The 16,342-nt window shown below is 73.0% G+C and carries 14 protein-coding genes and 1 pseudogene; 2 read left to right on the forward strand and 13 right to left on the reverse strand.

Going from position 1 to position 16,342, the window contains the following annotated elements; genetic code table 11:
* Positions 1-14: 14 nt before the first annotated feature.
* The 7 genes from topA to bldG form a co-directional block, all read right to left on the reverse strand.
* A complete protein-coding gene (gene topA, locus AB0P03_RS04395; RefSeq protein WP_363627800.1) occupies positions 15-2,882 on the reverse strand; it encodes a type I DNA topoisomerase in 2,868 nt (955 codons plus the stop codon).
* A gap of 390 nt (positions 2,883-3,272) precedes the next feature.
* Positions 3,273-3,731, reverse strand: coding sequence for a DUF3592 domain-containing protein (locus tag AB0P03_RS04400; protein ID WP_363627801.1), 459 nt, complete (start codon positions 3,729-3,731; stop codon positions 3,273-3,275).
* A gap of 208 nt (positions 3,732-3,939) precedes the next feature.
* Positions 3,940-5,472, reverse strand: a complete 1,533-nt coding sequence (locus tag AB0P03_RS04405) for a methyltransferase (RefSeq protein ID WP_363627802.1) — start codon at positions 5,470-5,472, stop codon at positions 3,940-3,942.
* A gap of 138 nt (positions 5,473-5,610) precedes the next feature.
* Entirely contained in the window at positions 5,611-6,333 is a 723-nt protein-coding gene (locus tag AB0P03_RS04410) for a hypothetical protein (RefSeq protein ID WP_363627803.1), read from the reverse strand.
* Between the two features lie 117 nt (positions 6,334-6,450).
* Complete coding sequence (locus AB0P03_RS04415; RefSeq protein ID WP_363627804.1) at positions 6,451-6,645, reverse strand: hypothetical protein; 195 nt, start codon at positions 6,643-6,645, stop codon at positions 6,451-6,453.
* 126 nt (positions 6,646-6,771) lie between these two features.
* Entirely contained in the window at positions 6,772-7,191 is a 420-nt protein-coding gene (locus AB0P03_RS04420) for an ATP-binding protein (protein WP_350882018.1), read from the reverse strand.
* 166 nt (positions 7,192-7,357) lie between these two features.
* Positions 7,358-7,699 carry an anti-sigma factor antagonist BldG gene (gene bldG, locus AB0P03_RS04425; RefSeq protein WP_049659132.1) on the reverse strand — a complete coding sequence of 114 codons (342 nt, stop codon included), beginning with the start codon at positions 7,697-7,699 and terminating at the stop codon, positions 7,358-7,360.
* Between the two features lie 221 nt (positions 7,700-7,920).
* Between bldG and AB0P03_RS04430 the strand changes: the two genes are divergently transcribed.
* Complete coding sequence (locus tag AB0P03_RS04430; protein ID WP_363627805.1) at positions 7,921-10,365, forward strand: DEAD/DEAH box helicase; 2,445 nt, start codon at positions 7,921-7,923, stop codon at positions 10,363-10,365.
* 57 nt (positions 10,366-10,422) lie between these two features.
* On the opposite strand, the gene AB0P03_RS04435 is transcribed toward AB0P03_RS04430, so the two are convergent.
* The 6 genes and pseudogenes from AB0P03_RS04435 to AB0P03_RS04460 form a co-directional block, all read right to left on the reverse strand.
* A complete protein-coding gene (locus tag AB0P03_RS04435; RefSeq protein ID WP_363587415.1) occupies positions 10,423-10,923 on the reverse strand; it encodes an Rv3654c family TadE-like protein in 501 nt (166 codons plus the stop codon).
* Positions 10,911-11,339 carry a TadE family type IV pilus minor pilin gene (locus AB0P03_RS04440; protein ID WP_363587433.1) on the reverse strand — a complete coding sequence of 143 codons (429 nt, stop codon included), beginning with the start codon at positions 11,337-11,339 and terminating at the stop codon, positions 10,911-10,913. Before AB0P03_RS04440 ends, AB0P03_RS04435 begins: the two co-directional genes overlap by 13 nt.
* Positions 11,340-11,544: 205 nt before the next feature.
* Positions 11,545-11,817, reverse strand: a complete 273-nt coding sequence (locus tag AB0P03_RS04445) for a DUF4244 domain-containing protein (RefSeq protein ID WP_350882009.1) — start codon at positions 11,815-11,817, stop codon at positions 11,545-11,547.
* A gap of 139 nt (positions 11,818-11,956) precedes the next feature.
* Positions 11,957-12,727 (reverse strand): type II secretion system F family protein, encoded by a 771-nt coding sequence (locus AB0P03_RS04450; RefSeq protein WP_363627806.1) that lies wholly within the window; start codon positions 12,725-12,727, stop codon positions 11,957-11,959.
* Between the two features lie 17 nt (positions 12,728-12,744).
* Positions 12,745-13,527: a type II secretion system F family protein gene (locus tag AB0P03_RS04455; protein ID WP_363627807.1), complete on the reverse strand. Its 783-nt coding sequence runs from the start codon at positions 13,525-13,527 to the stop codon at positions 12,745-12,747.
* 378 nt (positions 13,528-13,905) lie between these two features.
* Positions 13,906-14,244, reverse strand: a pseudogene (locus AB0P03_RS04460) (ATPase, T2SS/T4P/T4SS family); the annotation flags it as partial.
* 65 nt (positions 14,245-14,309) lie between these two features.
* Between AB0P03_RS04460 and AB0P03_RS04465 the strand changes: the two are divergent.
* Positions 14,310-15,899, forward strand: coding sequence for a recombinase family protein (locus tag AB0P03_RS04465; RefSeq protein ID WP_363627808.1), 1,590 nt, complete (start codon positions 14,310-14,312; stop codon positions 15,897-15,899).
* Positions 15,900-16,342: the final 443 nt, after the last annotated feature.

Raw genomic sequence — 16,342 nt, forward strand, 5'->3', positions numbered from 1 at the left:
GGATCCGGAGGAGATCAGCCCTCGTCGGTGGCCGCGGCCTTCCCGACGGCGGTCTTCTTGGCCGCCGTCTTCTTCGCCGTGGTCGCCTTCGTCGCGGTCTTCTTGGCGGCGGTCTTCTTCGCGGTCGCGGTCTTGGTGGCCGCGGTCTTGGTCGCCGTCGCCTTCTTGGCGGTCGTCTTCTTGGCCGGGGCCTTCTTCGCCGTCTTCTTCACCGGCCCGCGCGCCCGCTTCTCGGCGAGCAGCTCGTAGCCGCGCTCCGGCGTGATGGTCTCGACCTCGTCGTCCTTGCGGAGCGTGGCGTTGGTCTCGCCGTCGGTCACGTACGGTCCGAAGCGGCCGTCCTTGACCACGACGGGGCGCTCGCTGACCGGGTCGGTGCCCAGCTCCTTGAGCGGCGGGGCGGCGGCGGCCCGGCCGCGCTGCTTGGGCTGGGCGTAGATGGCCAGGGCCTCCTCCAGGGTGACCGTGAACATCTGCTCCTCACTGGTGAGCGAGCGGGAGTCGGTGCCGCGCTTGAGGTACGGACCGTAGCGGCCGTTCTGCGCGGTGATCTCCACGCCCTCGGCGTCGGCGCCGACCACACGCGGCAGCGAGAGCAGCCGCAGCGCGTCCTCCAGGGTGACGGCGTCCAGCGACATCGTCTTCAGCAGCGAGGCGGTGCGCGGCTTGACCGCGTTCTTGCCGGTCTTGGGCGTGCCCTCGGGCAGGATCTCGGTCACGTAGGGCCCGTAGCGGCCGTCCTTGGCGACCAGCATGTTGCCGCTGACCGGGTCCGGGCCGAGCTCGAAGTCGCCGCTGGGCTTGGCCAGCAGTTCCTCGGCCAGCTCGACGGTGAGCTCGTCCGGCGGCAGGTCGTCGGGGATGTCGGCGCGCTGGCCGGGCTCGCCCTCGACGTCGGAGGCGCGCTCGACGTACGGGCCGTAGCGGCCGACCCGCAGGGTGATGCCGTCGCCGATCCGGAACGAGCTGATCTCCCGGGCGTCGATCGCGCCGAGGTCGGTGACCAGTTCCTTCAGGCCGCCCAGGTGGTCGCCGTCGCCGTTGCCGGCCTCGGCGGCGCCGCCGGTCGCGTGGCCGTCGCCCTCGCCGAAGTAGAAGCGCTTCAGCCACGGCACGGACTTGGCCTCGCCGGCCGCGATCCGGTCGAGGTCGTCCTCCATCTTGGCGGTGAAGTCGTAGTCGACCAGCCGGCCGAAGTGCTTCTCCAGGAGGTTGACCACGGCGAAGGAGAGGAAGGACGGGACGAGCGCCGTCCCCTTCTTGAACACGTACCGGCGCTGGATGATCGTGTCGATGATCGACGCGTAGGTGGAGGGGCGACCGATCTCCCGGTCCTCCAGCTCCTTGACCAGCGAGGCCTCGGTGTAGCGGGCCGGCGGCTTGGTGGCGTGGCCCTCGGGGGTGAGCTGCTCGGCGGCCAGCGGGTCGCCCTCGACGACCTGCGGCAGCCGGCGCTCGCGGTCGTCCAGCTCGGCGTTCGGGTCGTCCGCGCCCTCGACGTAGGCCTTGAGGAAGCCGTGGAAGGTGATGATCTTGCCGGAGGCGGAGAACTCGACGTCACGGCCGTCCGCGGACGCGCCGCCGACCTTGACGGTCACCGACTGGCCGACCGCGTCCTTCATCTGGGAGGCGACGGTGCGCATCCAGATCAGCTCGTAGAGCCGGAAGTCGTCGCCGGTCAGGCCGGTCTCGGCGGGGGTACGGAAGCGGTCGCCGGAGGGGCGGACGGCCTCGTGCGCCTCCTGCGCGTTCTTGACCTTGCTGGCGTAGGTGCGCGGGGCGTCCGGCAGGTAGTCGGCGCCGTACAGCTGGGTGACCTGCGCGCGGGCGGCGGAGATCGCGGTCTCCGACAGCGTGGTGGAGTCGGTACGCATATAGGTGATGAAGCCGTTCTCGTACAGCTTCTGGGCCACCTGCATGGTCCGCTTGGCGCCGAAGCCCAGCTTGCGGCTGGCCTCCTGCTGGAGCGTGGTGGTGCGGAACGGCGCGTACGGCGAGCGGCGGTAGGGCTTGGACTCGACGCTGCGGACGCTGAACGCGGTCTGCTCCAGGGCGGCGGCCAGCTGCCGGGCGGCCTGCTCGTCCAGGTGCAGCGTGTTGGCGCTGCCGGCCTTCAGCCGGCCGTCCGAGCCGAAGTCGCGGCCGGTGGCGATCCGCTTGCCGTCCACCGAGGAGAGCCGGGCGCCGAGGGTCTCCGGGTTGGCCGCGTCGGCCGGGGTGCGGCCGGTGCCGAAGGTGCCGACCAGGTCCCAGTACGAGGCGGTGCGGAAGGCGATCCGCTCGCGCTCGCGCTCGACCACCAGCCGGGTCGCGACGGACTGCACCCGGCCCGCCGACAGCTTCGGCATGACCTTCTTCCACAGCACCGGCGAGACCTCGAAGCCGTAGAGGCGGTCGAGGATGCGGCGGGTCTCCTGGGCGTCGACCAGGCGCTGGTTGAGCTCGCGCGGGTTGGCCACCGCCTCCTGGATCGCCGTCTTGGTGATCTCGTGGAAGACCATCCGGTGCACCGGCACCTTGGGCTTGAGCACCTGCTGGAGGTGCCACGCGATGGCCTCGCCCTCGCGGTCCTCATCGGTGGCGAGGAAGAGCTCGTCGGACTCCGCGAGCAGCGACTTCAACTTGCTGACCTGGGACTTCTTGTCCGCGTTGACCACGTAGATGGGGGCGAAGTCGTGGTCGACGTCCACCCCGAGGCGGCGCACCTCGCCGGTGTACTTGTCCGGGACCTCCGCCGCGGTGCTGGGGAGGTCGCGGATGTGCCCGACGCTCGCCTCGACGATGTAGCCGGGGCCCAGGTAGCCCTTGATCGTCTTCGCCTTGGCCGGCGACTCGACAATGACGAGTCGCTGTCCGTGCGCGGTCTCGCTGCTCGGGGACACCTTCGCTCTTCTCTCCCGGTCCTTATGTGGGCTGGTCGGCGCCGGCAGCACGGGCTGCGCTCCGCCCGACCCCTCCACCGTCCCGGGGCTGCCGCTGTACGACGACCCCACCAGCGGAGTGTGACCGTACCCCGGCCACCCTTGTCAAACGGAAGGATCCCGCGTTTTCACTTTGCCGGGCTCACCGACGCCACTCGAACGGTAACCCGATGACGGAGGTTCGCGCCCCGTGGAGGGGGGCTTCGGCGGGTTCCGGAGGATGGAATGACGGATTTCAAAATCTGTCAACGGAATATCGACGGCCCCGCGGAGGGCCGCGGCGGGGCCTCCGCAGAGCGCCGGCCACCGGTTCCCGGCAAGCCTGACCGGGGTCGGGCGTACGCCCCGGATTCAGCCGTTGACCACCGCGAGCAGCCCGGCGCCCGCCGCCAGACAGCCCATGCCGAGCACGCTCCACAGCAGGTCGGCGACGGCGGCCCGGCGGACCTCCCCGGCCGCCAGCACCACCCGGCTCGGGCGGCGCGGGTCGTAGCAGATCCGCACCGGGGCGCCCGGAGTGAAGCGGTCCGGACGGCGCAGCGGGGTGTGTCCGCGCGGACGGGTGAGCACCAGTTCGGCGATCCGGCCCGCCCCGGCTCCTTCGGCCGGGGGCAGGACGGAGAAGGAGAGCAGCGGGGCGCTGTCGAGCTGGCCGTGCGCCTCGTCCTCGGCCACGACCGTGGCCACCGCCGACGCCCCCGAACGGCGGACCCGGTGGCGCAGGCGCACCTCGGCGGCGCACCAGAGCAGCAGCACGCCACCGAAGAGGGCGAGCACCAGCCCGCCCACCGTCGCCGTCGTCGTGTCCACCCCTGGCCCCCGGCTCCCCAGCTCTGTCCACAGCCTGTGGACAGAGACTCGCAGCAGGGGGCCAACGCGCGGCGGCCGACCGGAGACCGCCGGACGAACCGGGGGGCACGGGAAGGTGAACCGGCGCCGACCGCCCCCGCCAGGGGCACCGCGCCGGGGCGCCACCCCGAGGGCGCCGGGCCAGGTGCGCCGGGTCAGGTGCGCCGGGTCAGCCTGCCGGGCGGATGAACCCCTGCTCGGTCAGCAGCCGCAGCGACTCGGGCACCCGATCCCGCAGGACCACCCGGTCCTCGCCGAGCAACTGCGCGATGGCGTCCACGATCTCGCCCGCCGACAGCGAACCGTCACAGACCCCGACGAAACCGGCACCCACCGTGTCCACCTTGGTGGCCCGCCGCATGCCCCGGTTGTGACGCAGGATCACGTGCTCCGGGTCCTCCGCGCCCGGCTCGCCGACCTGCTCCTGGACCACCTCGTCGGCCAGCACGTAACGGGTCGCGAGCAGGCCCGCGTCGTCGTGCGAACGCAGGAAGTCCTGCCGGTCGAACCACTCCTCGATGTGCGGGCCCAGCGGCTGCTCCACCGGGTGCGGCCACTCCTCCACCCGGACGGTCGGACGCTCCGCGCCGCTCGCCCGCAGGGTGATCCAGCCCATGCCGATGCCCTCGACCCGGCCCGCCTCGAAGGCGTCCAGCCACTCGCCGTACCGGGCCTGGTAGTCGCCGCCCGGACCGCGGTGATCGCCGCCGTCCCGCAGCCACAACTCGGCGTACTGGGCGACGTCCTGGACCTCCCGCTGGACGATCCAGGCGTCCAGCCCGGTGCCCGCCACCCAGCCGGCCAGCCGCTCGTGCCAGTCCTCGCCCTTGACGTGCTGCCAGTTGGCGAGCAACTGGCAGTAGCCGCCCGGCTCCAGGTGGTCGGCGGCCGAGCGGACCAGGCTGCGGCACAGGTCGTCGCCGGCCATGCCGCCGTCGCGGTAGGTGAACCGGCCGGCCGGCGAGATCACGAACGGCGGGTTGGAGACGATCAGGTCGAACCGGCGCTCCCCGACCGGCTCGAAGAGGCTGCCGGCGAGCGTCTCCCGCCGCTCGAAACCGGACAGTGCGAGGGTCAGCTCGGAGAAGCGCAGCGCGCGAGGGTTCAGGTCGGTGGCGGTCACCTGCCCGGCGTGCCGGGCCGCGTGCAGCGCCTGCACGCCGGAACCCGAACCGAGGTCCAGCGCGGACCGGACCGGACGGCGCACGGTGATGTTGGCCAGCGTCGTCGACGCGCCGCCGACCCCGAGCACCAGGTCCTTGCGGGCCACCCCGTGCGCGGTCTCGCCGGATCCGATGCCGCCCGCGCCACCCACCGCGCAGCCCAGGTCGGACACCACCCAGGCGTCCGAACTGTCCATCCCGGCCACTTCGTTGGCGTACGGCCGGACGTCCACCGTCGCCCTTACCAGTTCACCGTCGGAGCGCAGCCAGCCGTCGGCCAGGCAGTCCTCGACCGGCAGCGCGGCCGCGGCCGCCCGGTACGGCACCGGCTGCTGGAGCAGGAACAGCCGGACCAGCGTCTCCAGCGGGCTGCCGCCCCTGGTCGCCCGCAGCGCCGGCACGGCCTCGCTACGGGCCAACGCCGCATAGCCGGTGGGCCCGAGCAGGTCGAGGCAGCCATCGGCGGTGAACGAGGCGGCGAGCAGCGCCTCACGCAACTTGGCGAGGCGGGTCTGGTCGAGAACGGGGCTACTGATCACCCCGCCATTGTCCCCCGCCCCGGACCGGGCGGCCGCCGGGTCCGGGGCGGGTCGAGGGTGGGTCGGGGGCGGGGTCGGGGGCGGGGTCGGGCACCCTCCGGACCGGCGCCGGAGGGTGCGGCCCGACGGGCCCCGGGCTCAGCTCGTGCTGGGCACGGGGGTGGTCGGGGTGGTCGGCGGGGCGGCGGGCGGGCTCGCCGGGGTGGTGTCGGTGCTCGCGGAGGGCGCGGTCGACGGGCTCGCGCCGTCCGTCGCGCCGGGCGCGGGCGTCCCGCCGGGCGCCCCGGCGCTCGGGGTGGCGGACGCGCCGCCCGGGGCCGCGGCGGCGGGCTTGCAACCGTCCTGCTTGGCCATGGCCGCACCGAGGTCGCCGCGCTGCAGCTTGCCCTGCGCCTGCGTGGACAGCGAGGCCAGCTGCTGGATCTGGTCCGAGATGCTGCGCAGGCCGTCCGCGAACTTCGACTGGTCGGTGTTGGTCACGGCGTCCAGCTTCTTCTGGATGTCCTGATAGCCGTCGGCCGCCTTGGTCAACTCGGCGACGGCGTCCTTCTGCAGGTTCGCGCCGTCCTTCACCTTGGGCACCCCGGCCGCGGTGATGGCCGCCGCGATGTCCTGGTTGGTCTTGGCCAGCCGCCCGATGTCCGTCGAGAGCCGCTTCTGCAGCTCGGTCGGGGTCTCGCCGGTCTTCACCTGGGCGGTGTCGGCGAGCGCGGCCTGCGCCTGGACGATCGGGTCCTTGGCCGAGCCGCAGACGTTCGACGCCCAGGACTCCAGCTGCTTGCCGTTGTCGTCGCCGCAGCCGACGGCACCGAACGCGAGCAGCGCGCCGAGGACGGGTACGGCCAGCAGTCGCTTGTTCACCGGGAGAGGCCTTTCGGTTTCGGTCGTCTTCGGTCGTCGAACCTACACGGCCGATGTCCGCCGACTGGCGCCCGGTTCCCGGACCTCGGGTTGCCCCCACCGGGTGCCCGGCCCCGCTCAGGCGCGCTCGACGCGGATCGGGCGGTTCGGATAGCCGGGTCGGACCGGGCCGGACCGGGCCGGACCGGGCCGGACGACGCGCGGCACGCTGACCGGCGTGCCGAAGCAGACCTCTTCGCCCCAGGTGCTCACCGAGGAGCTGATCGGCAGCTCGGTCCGGAGCGCCTTCCTTGTCGCGACGGGTCCGATCACCGATCGGACCCGGTCGTGCCGGAAGCAACGAACCGCCAGGTTCAACAACGTGTCAACGCGTCCCGGAGGACTGGACCGACACCCGGACCACCCGGGGCGCACGAGGCACCCCGAAGGTCGGGGCCCTCAGACCACCACGGACTCGACCGAGACCGGCCAGCTCATCCGGATCAGGCCGCCGTCCGTGCCGTTGGTGACCTCCAGGTCCTCGACCAGGCCGGTGATCACCGCGAGGCCGAGGGTGTCCTCGTCCGGGTCCGCCTCCTCGGCGGCGCCGGGGGCCGGGACGGCGGCGGGGCCGGCCTCGTCCTCGACCTCGATGAGGAAACGCTTCTCCTGGTCGGTCAACGCGACCCGGACCGTGCCGCCGATGCCGCCGCGCTGGTGCAGGCCGACCGCGCGGGAGCAGGCCTCACCGACCGCGAGCCGTACCTCGTCGAGCACCGACTCGTCGACCCCGGCCCGTCTCGCGACGGCCGCGGCGACCAGCCGGGCCGTTCGCACGTGCTCCGGAAGCGCGCTGAATCGAAGTTCGACGGTTGCCATCTCTCCCCTTCGGGGTGCTCCGACCGGGGCCGACGATGCGGCCCCTGCGGGCCGGCGGAACCGGCCCCGGGGCGGCCGGGGAAGCACCGGGGCCCGCAGGCCCCGGCACCCCGGACGCGTGGGACGAACGGGCCGGCCTCCACGGGCACGGGCCGGCCCGGCCGCGTCAGTCGGTCGCGTTGACCGCGTCGTCCACCGAGGTGTGGATCGGGAAGACCTTGGTCAGGCCGGTGATGCGGAAAATCTTCAGGATGCGCTCCTGGTTGCAGACCAGGCGCAGCGAGCCCTCGTGGGCACGCACCCGCTTCAGACCGCCCACCAGCACACCGAGGCCGGTCGAGTCGAGGAAGTCAACGCCTTCCATGTCGACGACGAGGTGGTACTTGCCGTCGTTGACGAGCTCGACCAGCTGCTCCCGCAGCTTCGGGGCGGTGTACACATCGATCTCGCCGCCAACCTCGACGACCGTACGATCGCCGACTGAACGGGTCGACAGGGACAGGTCCACGGAACCTCCAGCACCTTGCCTTGCTACGTCATGTGCGATCCTCGGCCGGCCGGCCGCCACCGCATGGTCGCGAGCCCGGGCGCGCCCAGCCACACGTGGCAAGCCTCGGCGCTGCGACCCACGGCCATCCGGCCGTCACGGCCACATTCAACCACCTGCGACCATGCCCGCACGATGGCTTACGACGATTCTCCGTCACGCCGGTGACACACTGGGTCCTCATGCCGCCCCGACACAGCCTGCCCGAGGCACTGCTCACGACCCTGTCCACCAGCCGGGGGCGGTCCGACCGGCTCACCCATACGGAGCACCTTCCCGCCCGACCTGCGCGTTATGCGCCGTGGCCCGAGTCGATCCGGCCCGAGATCGTGGCCGCCGCGCTCGCCGTCGGCGTGGAGCAGCCCTGGGCGCACCAGGCAGAAGCGATGAAACTGGCCAAAAGCGGTCAGACTGTGGTGATCGCCACAGGGACCGCCTCGGGCAAGTCGCTCGGCTACCTGGCCCCGGTCCTCAGCGACCTGCTGGAGGGCACCGAGGCCCGCAACGGCCGCGGCGCCACCGCGCTCTACCTCGCCCCGACCAAGGCGCTCGCCGCCGACCAGCGCCGCCGGGCCGCCGAACTAGCCCCGCCCCGGGTCCGACCCGCCCTCTACGACGGCGACACCCCGCCCGAGGAACGCGAGTGGGTCCGCCAGTACGCCTCGTACGTGCTCACCAACCCGGACATGCTGCACCGCGGCATCCTGCCCGCCCACGCCCGCTGGGCCTCCTTCCTCAAGGTGCTGCGCTACGTGGTCGTCGACGAGTGCCACAGCTACCGGGGCGTGTTCGGCTCACACGTCGCCCAGGTCCTCCGGCGGCTGCGCCGCGTCTGCGCCCGATACGGTTCGTCACCCACCTTCCTGCTCGCCTCCGCCACCACCGCCGACCCGGCCGCCACCGCCGAGCGTCTGACCGGCCTGCCCGCCCGGGCGGTCACCGAGGACGCCTCGCCGCGCGGGCCGATGGTCTTCGGCCTCTGGGAGCCGCCGCTGACCGAGAACGTCGGCGAACACGGCGCGCCCGTCCGCCGCACGGCCACCGCCGAGGCCGCGCACCTGCTGACCGACCTGGTCGAGCGCCAGACCCGCACCGTCGTCTTCGTCCGCTCCCGCCGGGCCGCCGAACTCGTCGCCCTCCAGACCCAGGACCAGCTCGGCCGACCGCTCGCCGACCGGGTGGCCGCCTACCGCGGCGGATACCTCGCCGACGAACGCCGGGCCCTGGAACGCGCGCTGCACACCGGCCGACTGCTCGGACTCGCCTCCACCTCCGCCCTCGAACTCGGCGTCGACGTCTCCGGCCTCGACGCCGTCCTGATGGCCGGCTACCCCGGCACCCGGGCCTCGCTCTGGCAGCAGGCCGGGCGGGCGGGCCGCGAGGCCCAGGGCGCGCTGGCCATCCTGATCGCCCGGGACGACCCGCTGGACACCTACCTGGTGCACCACCCGGAGGCGCTGTTCGCGGCGCCCGTCGAAGCCACCGTGCTCGACCCGGACAACCCCCACGTGCTCGCGCCGCACCTGTGCGCGGCAGCCGCCGAACTCCCGCTCACCGACGCCGACCTGGAGCTGTTCGGCCCCTCCACCGCACCGCTGCTGCTCGTCCTGGAACGGCGCGGCCTGCTGCGCCGGCGCAGCGACGGCTCCTGGTACTGGACCCGCCGCGAACGCGCGGCCGACGCCGTCGACCTGCGCGGCAGCGGCGGCAGCCCGGTGCAGATCGTCGAGGCCGACACCGGCCGACTGCTCGGCACGGTGGACGCCGCGGCCGCCCACACCACCGTCCACACCGGGGCCGTCCACCTGCACCAGGGCCGCACCTTCCTGGTCCGGGAACTCGACCTGGAGAACTCGGTCGCCCTGGTCGAGCCGGCCGACCCGCCGTACACCACGGCCGCCCGCGACATCACCTCCATCTCCGTGCTCGACACCGACACCACCGTTGCCTGGGGCGAGGGCCGGCTCAGCTTCGGTTCGGTGGAGGTGGTCAACCAGGTGGTCGGCTACCTCCGGAAGCGGATCTCCACCGGGGAGATCATGGGCGAGAGCAAGCTCGACCTGCCGCCCCGCACGCTGCGCACCCGCGCGGTCTGGTGGTCCGTCACCGAGGACCAGCTGCTGGACGCGGACCTTCCGCTCGACCAGTTGCCCGGCGCCGCCCACGCCGCCGAACACGCCTCTATCGGCCTGCTGCCGCTGTTCGCCACCTGCGACCGCTGGGACATCGGCGGCGTCTCCGTCCCGCTGCACCCCGACACCGAACTGCCCACCGTGTTCGTCTACGACGGCCACCCGGGCGGGGCCGGCTTCGCCGAACGCGGCTTCCAGCGGGCCGTCGAGTGGCTGACGGCCACGCGCGAGGCGATCGCCTCCTGCGAGTGCGAGCGCGGCTGCCCGTCCTGCGTCCAGTCACCCAAGTGCGGCAACGGGAACGAACCGCTGGACAAGGCCGCGGCCGTCCAACTGCTGGACGTCCTGCTGGACGGCGCCCCCAGGACGGCAGGCTCCGGGGAAGCAGGCTCCGGGACGGCAGGCTCCGGGACGGCGGACCCCTCAGCAGGCCCCTCCACAGGCCCCTCAGCGAGCTCCGAAGCGGACCACGGGACGGACTCCGAGAAGGACTAGGAGACGAACTCCGGGGCGAAGCCCGAGCCGAGCGCGGACGCTGGGCCGCCGACCGGCTCATGAGCCCGCCGCCGACCCGCCGGTCGGCCCGCCGAGGCCGTCCTCGGCGGCGGTGACCGCGGCCCGCACCGGCCCGGCCCGCGCCCTCGCCCGCGCCGGACCGACCGGCAGACGCGCCGGCAGCCCACTGACCGTCACCTCGGCCACCACCTCGACGGCGTCCCCCGTCCGGTCCACCGTGCAGGACACCAGGCCGGCGCCCTGCGCGGCGGCGATCCCCTCGGCCCGCCCGCACCCGCCGTCCGGGTCCAGCAGCAGCCGGTCCGCAGCCGCGAGCGCCGCCAGGTCGGCGGCCGACTCGGCCCGGTGCCGCGCGGCGACCACCGCTCCGACCGCGATCGTCCCGGCGAAGACCGCCGTGCCGAGCATCGCCAGGGCGAGCAGCCAGACCGTCGCCGAACCGGCGTCCGGCCCGCGCCCGCCGACGGCGGCCACCCGGGCGGTACGCGTTCTCGCCCACCGCCGCGCCCTTGACCGCACCCCGGTCAGGCCGGCCATGAACCACCACCTCCCGTGACCCCCACGAGGGTGTCCTCCCGCGCCGCCACCGCGGTCGCGCCCAGCCGTACCGCGAGCAGCCCGCCGAGCCTGCCCGGCGCCCCGCACGGCGCGTCCACCTCCACCCGCACCACCTCCGCCGCCATCACCACCCGTACCTGAGCCCCCGGCGGCGCGGCCGCGCGGGCGAGTTCGGCGGCGTCCGCCTCCCCGCGTGCGGCCGCCCTGGCCCCGACCCGGGCCGCGTCCACACAGCGGATCTGCGCGGCCGCCGCCAGCACGCCCCAGATCAGCATCGCCGCGAGCAGGACGAGCGCTGGCAGGGCCACCGCGGTCTCCGCCGTGACGAAGCCCGCATCGCCGCGCCGGCCCGGCCGCAGCGACCACGCCCGCCCACCACCACGTGCCGCCGCCAGGCCGGGGTGAGCCCTCGGCCTCACGCCATCCGCCCGGAGGCGGTGCGCGGCGGCGTCGGGGTGCGTGCACCGAACGGCGGCGGAGGGGCAGGACGCGGTGGGGGCACCTCCCGGCCGAAGGCCGGGGGCCGCCGGGCGGCCTACGGCAACGCGACGAGACCCGCTCCCCAACGCCGCCGCGCAGGCGGGAGTTCGTGGACGGTCGCTAGGTCGCATGAAGCGCCCGTTCCAGTGAATCGGTCAGCGCCCCCATGATGGTCGCGCTGGTCACCACCTTGTACAGCCCGGCCGCGAGGGCACACGCGGCCAAGGTGCCGACGGCATATTCCGCCGTGGTCATCCCGGCGTCCGACCGGCCCCGGCTCCGGGCCATCCCGCGCATCCGGCGGGCCGCCCAGCGGCTCCTGCGCCGCCATACCCCGGGCGCGTGCCGGAGCGCGAGCCCGCTGCCGGGCCTCGTTGCGATCACTGCGGTCATGAATCTCTCCTGTCTCCGAAATACGAAATACGAAATACCGATGCCCCCGCCGTACCGATGCCCCCGGTGCCGTCTACGCGGCTGCCGCCGACGCCGCTGCCCACGGATCCGCCGCCGATCCGCTTGGCGCGGCCCTCGTTCAACCGCCCTGCGCGAAGCGGGTGGTGAGGCCGATGACGACCGGCACCACGCCGATCAGGACGAAGGCCGGGAGGAAGCAGAGTCCGAGCGGAGCGGTGGCGAGCACCCCCGCCCGGCGGACCCGGGCGTGGGCCGCCCGGGCTGCCGCCGTCCGCCGCCCCTGCGCGAGCCCGATCAAGGGCCCGGCCGCCGGAGCCCCGCCGAGGCTCGTCCGGACCAGGCAGCGCGCCAGCGGGGCCAGCGACGGGTGCTGCTCGCCCAGACGGCTCCAGCACAGTTCCGGCGGTGCGCCCAGGGCCAGTTCGGCACCGATCGCGACCAGCCGGGGCCCCATCGGTGCCCCCACGCTCCGGCCGACCGCCGACACCGCTGCCGAGGGTGAGGCCGCCGAACCGAGGCAGGCCGCCAACAGCTCCGCACTCAGCGGGAGTTGCCTGGTCAGCAGTTCCTCCTCCAGGACCGCCCGCCGCTCCGTCGGGGACCGCACCCGGGCCGACCACCGGTGCACACCCGCCGCAAGCAGCGCCCCGACGACCACCCCGACGGCGCCGCCGAGCAGCACCGCCGCGCCGGCCCCGGAGCCCACCGCCAGGGCCACGGGCCGCCACCGCCCGCCACCGCCGCCACCACCACCACCACCAGAAGCCGACGCCCCCACCCCCGCCCCCGGCGACACCCGCGCCAACACCCGGCCGAGCGCCCGCCGCTGTCGCGCCCACCCGCACACCAGCACCACGCCGGCCACCACCACCGGAGCCCCGACGACCACCCACCCGACTCCCCGATTCACCCCGACACCACCTCCGCCCGTGTCCGCACCCGCGCCCGTACCCGTGAGAGCCCGCAGCTCCCGCCGCCACCAGTGCCCCGCACCCCGGCAGCCCGCCGGGGCGCCTCCAAGGCGCCCTGGGCCGCCGCCCGGACGATGCGCGCTGTCCAGAGCACGCCCAGCCCCTCCAGTGCCGCCCCCGCAGCGAGGCACCCCAGCCCGGCCGGCGTGTGCAGCAGGACGCCCACCGGCCGGGCCCCGAGCGCCGCCCCCAGCAGCAACCCGGCGGCCGGCAGAGCGGCCAGGACGGCGATCGTGGTCCGCGGGCCCGCCAGCTCCCCAGCGATCTCCTCCGCCAGCGCCCGCTCGCCGCGCAACGCCTCCGCCACCCGGTCCAGCGCGACGGCCAGCCCCGACCCGCTGTCGGACGCGACCCGCCAGCAGGCCGCGATCGCCGACGCGCCGCTCCCGCCCGGCAGTTCGGCGAGCAGGTGCAGCGCGGCGGGCACGTCCCCGCCGTACCGGCCCGCCGCGAGCCGCGCCACCGGCTCCTCGCCGAGCCTGCGCAGCCCGTCCGGGTCGGCCGCGAGGCGGGCCGTGACCAGGTGCAACGCCTGCTCCGGCGTCGCCCCGCTGCGCAACTCCCCTGCCAGCCCTGCGCAGAGCTCCACCACGGAGGCCGCCCGCCGCCCGGCCTCCGCCGTCACGCGCCGCCGCAGCCGCCACCGCCGCAGCGGCAGTACGGCCAGCCCGGCGGCGAGCACCGGCAGCGGCGAGGAGGTCGCTTGCCCGACGGCCAACCCCGCGGGCAGGAGCAACAGTTCGGTCGCCCGCCAGTCGGACGGTCGCGACCGAGCGCGCCCCGCAGTCACCGCCGGCGGGCCCGGCACCGGAACGGGCGGGGGCCCGCTGCCGGCCAGCACCAGCCTGTACCGCCGCCCACCCGGCAGCTGCTGCTGCACCGCACGCCACGCAGCGAGGGCCACCAGGCACAGCACCAATGCCCAGCAGAAAGAGCTCTGATCACCCATCACGTCAGGAACCTCCCGGTCGTCGGTCTTTCCTGTTCCACGCCCCGAGCAGCGTCAGGGCGCCCGCCGCACACCCGCCCAGCAGCAGGACGAACGCAAGTTCCACCGCCCGCGCCCCCGCACCCGCCAACCCGGCCACCGCCGCCGTCACGTCGGCCCCGCCGCGAGCGACACCCCGCGCACCGCCAGCAGCCCGACCAGTCGCTCCCAGCCCGCCCCGGGGACCAGACCGCCCACCACCGGGAACTCCACCGCCGGGGTGGTGACGGCCAGCCCGTCACGGCCGGCGGCCAGCGTGTGGATCTCCGCCACCCGGCGGCGCCCCGAGCCCGGCTCCCTGACCAGGTGCACCACCAGGTCGAGCGCGGCCCGGAGTTGGCTGTGCAGCGCGGGCCGGTCGAGCCCGGCGAGCGAGCCCAACGCCTCCAGCCGGACCGGCACGTCCGCCGCCGTGTTGGCGTGCACCGTGCCGCAGCCGCCCGGGTGTCTGGCCTGACCGTGCATAGTGATTCGCCTCGGTCGGGTCTCAACAGACGCCCCTAGGGGTAGGCATGAGCCCTAAAACCGTAGTCATCTACGACCGACTGTCCCGGCTGTTCGCCGAGGAAGCGCCCGACCACCGCATTGCCATCTGCAAGGCGTATGCCGCACAGCGAGGGTGGAAGGTGGTGCACATTGCCACGGACACCAACGTCAGCGGGGCAAGCAAGCTGGAAGACCGCCCCGGAATGCGCGAAGTTCTTGCCTGGCTTCCGCGCGTTGACTACGTGCTGTCCGCAAAGCTCGACCGGTATGCCCGTAGCGTGTTGGAGTTTCAGCGACTGCTGGACGCCGCGAAGTCCACCAATGCGACAGTCGTCACGGCGGACGGTCTTGTATCGCCAGAAAACGCAAGCCTCATCATTAACGTCCTTGCCGCCTTTGCCGAGTACGAGCGCGACATGATTACGACGCGCATCCAGGCGTCGAAAGGCCACTTTCGGGCGCGCGGCAACCACCTCGGTGGACTCGCCCCGTACGGCTACGCAGTCACTGGCCCGATCAATGACAAGCGTTGGACCATTGACGAGACCTCCGCCAACGTAATCCGAAAGTGCGCCGAAAGACTCATCAATCACGGCGCATCGCTCACAGGACTTGCTCGCGAACTCAACGAACGCGGAATCCTCCCTCCCGCAGAGCACGCACGGCAGCGCGACGGGCGAAAGATGCGCGGCGGCAAGTGGCACGCGACAACGCTCCGCGATGTGCTCTACACCCCGGCCATTCGCGGATGGCTTGTCCAAGCAGTGCCGGGAAAGAAGCGCAGCGCGGTAACGAATCAGCCCGTACTCGACGCCAGCGGAAAGCCCGTTTCGGCCGGACCCGAGATCCTTGACGGCGAAACGTGGGCGGCCGTACGCGCGATCATCGACGGAAAGTCGAAGGGGCGGGGCGCCGAGCGCACGGGGAAGGCTCTACTTCTTCACATCGCGCTGTGCTCCGAGTGCAACGGCCCGATGTACCGGCAGCGCCGAGAGGTGAGAGGCCAGGATTACAGCACGTATGTGTGTCGCGCGGGGGTCGGGAAGTTGGGAATCCACCGACCCAATGTGGTTACGGCGCGATATCTGGACGAACTCGTGACCACCGAATTCCTCGCCCGGTTCGGTCGGCGCGGGCTCATGCGCTGGGTAGAGCCGGACGGCAGCGCGGTACTGCAACTCTCCGAGGTAACAGCCCAAATCGAGCGGCTGGCCGGAAACCTTGCACAGCTCGACCCGAACGGACCTGCGGCGCGAATGGTAATCGCCCAGCTGACAGCACTGGAGAAGCGACAGGCCGAATTGCGCACGGAAGCTAGTCACGCTGAGGGCCGATGGGTGGACGCCGGGGGAACCGTGGCCGATGAGTGGCAGCGCCGCACCGATGAAGGCCGCCGGGCATTGCTCGCTGATTTGGGAGCGCGGGTGATGATCCGCCCGGCAACGCCGGGTGCACCAAAGCGGTTCGATGCTTCGCGGGTGTCCACGACATTCGGCGGCCCGGCATGGGAGCGAAACAACGACCCGGCCACGGCGGAGTTGATCGCTATCGCCATGGATGAGATGGACGTTGACCCGGCCACGGCGGAGGCAATCGTTCGGGGTATGGCGGCCTAAGCGCTACGCCCCCTCGGGGATGACGAAACGGACGCCGCGCAGGCACGTAATGTGATACGCACCACGCCAGAATGGCCGTAGACCACACCGGTTTACGGCCATTCCGCATTTCGGCGCTTTTCGAATCGACACAGCGGAGAGGATCGACACCGCCTCACACCCCCTCTGACCTGGCCTTTGTGTTGAATGTTGATTCTGAACACGAAAATAGATCCCCTATAGAGTTTCCTAGGGGCAAGCCAAAACAGGGTTCGGAATCTGCACTCGACACACAGCCGCACCCCGCCCGCTGAGATGCCGCCGACGCACAGGCGGGCTCCACAAGGAGCTAGAGGGGGTCTCTAGCGGCCTTTGGGGCTCGGATCGGTACATGGTGCCACCGACCGCGAGATAGGCCCCCACAGGGCCCTTCCAGGGCTTTCGCCACAAAAGGCCCCAGAGGC

The sequence above is a fragment of the Kitasatospora sp. NPDC088779 genome, from assembly GCF_040685395.1.
In the GTDB taxonomy this organism is placed as follows: Bacteria; Actinomycetota; Actinomycetes; order Streptomycetales; family Streptomycetaceae; genus Kitasatospora.

What these genes read in the sequence shown, in the direction of transcription:
- AB0P03_RS04420 (WP_350882018.1), bottom strand. Translation starts at nt 7,191, where the DNA reads ATGGCAACCGTCGAACTTCGATTCAGCGCGCTTCCGGAGCACGTGCGA.
- AB0P03_RS04430 (WP_363627805.1), top strand. Translation starts at nt 7,921, where the DNA reads ATGCCGCCCCGACACAGCCTGCCCGAGGCACTGCTCACGACCCTGTCC.
- AB0P03_RS04435 (WP_363587415.1), bottom strand. Translation starts at nt 10,923, where the DNA reads ATGGCCGGCCTGACCGGGGTGCGGTCAAGGGCGCGGCGGTGGGCGAGA.
- AB0P03_RS04445 (WP_350882009.1), bottom strand. Translation starts at nt 11,817, where the DNA reads ATGACCGCAGTGATCGCAACGAGGCCCGGCAGCGGGCTCGCGCTCCGG.
- AB0P03_RS04465 (WP_363627808.1), top strand. Translation starts at nt 14,310, where the DNA reads ATGAGCCCTAAAACCGTAGTCATCTACGACCGACTGTCCCGGCTGTTC.